Genomic DNA, 592 nt, shown 5'->3' on the forward strand with positions numbered 1-592 from the left:
CGCTATACATTGAGGGTAATATAGTTATTGAAATCAATGCGAAAAATTGTAATAACTCCTTCATTTTTTGCACCTTCGTGTCCTTCTCTGAATATATGTCAGGTAACTCAATTCCCTCCTCTACTTCCTTACAAAAATAATTCCATCTTGTAAAACTTGTGACACGTTTCCAACCAGACATTTCATATATTTCAAAGTACTCTTGTTGTTTTTCTTTTGAATCCCTGTAAACCAATCTAAAATCCGCTTTATATATTACATCTTTTGGTTCTGTTTTCTTAAACGTATACATCAAATTATACCTTTGTAACGCCCAGCCTTTTTGATGCATTTTCCGTAAAAAAGCTTCTTCTTTCTCTAAACTCCATGCCATGAAAAATTTGAATACCTTTTTTGTCTTCATCTTTCATTCACTCCCCTAATATACTATTTCCATTTCTTACAGATCGCTGTAATCTATTGTACTCCAGTTCCAGTACTTCTCTCCCAAACGGTGTTAGCTCATAGCACTTCTTTCTGTCCGTAGAAGCAACTTCAACAATTAACTTCTCTTTTAATAACTTCGTCGTATTCCCGTATAAAGTACCAGGAC

The 592-nt window shown here is 34.3% G+C and carries 2 protein-coding genes; both read right to left on the reverse strand.

Translation table 11 applies throughout. The features are described 5' to 3' along the window. Positions 1 to 403, reverse strand: a 403-nt coding sequence (locus tag AC1DTM_RS30730) for a DUF2812 domain-containing protein (RefSeq protein ID WP_477001738.1), incomplete at its 3' end; no start/stop codon positions are given. A gap of 7 nt (positions 404 to 410) precedes the next feature. After that, a partial coding sequence (locus tag AC1DTM_RS30735) for a PadR family transcriptional regulator (protein WP_477001739.1) occupies positions 411 to 592 on the reverse strand: 182 nt, incomplete at its 5' end.

It is taken from the genome of Bacillus sp. P4_D3, assembly GCF_056401855.1.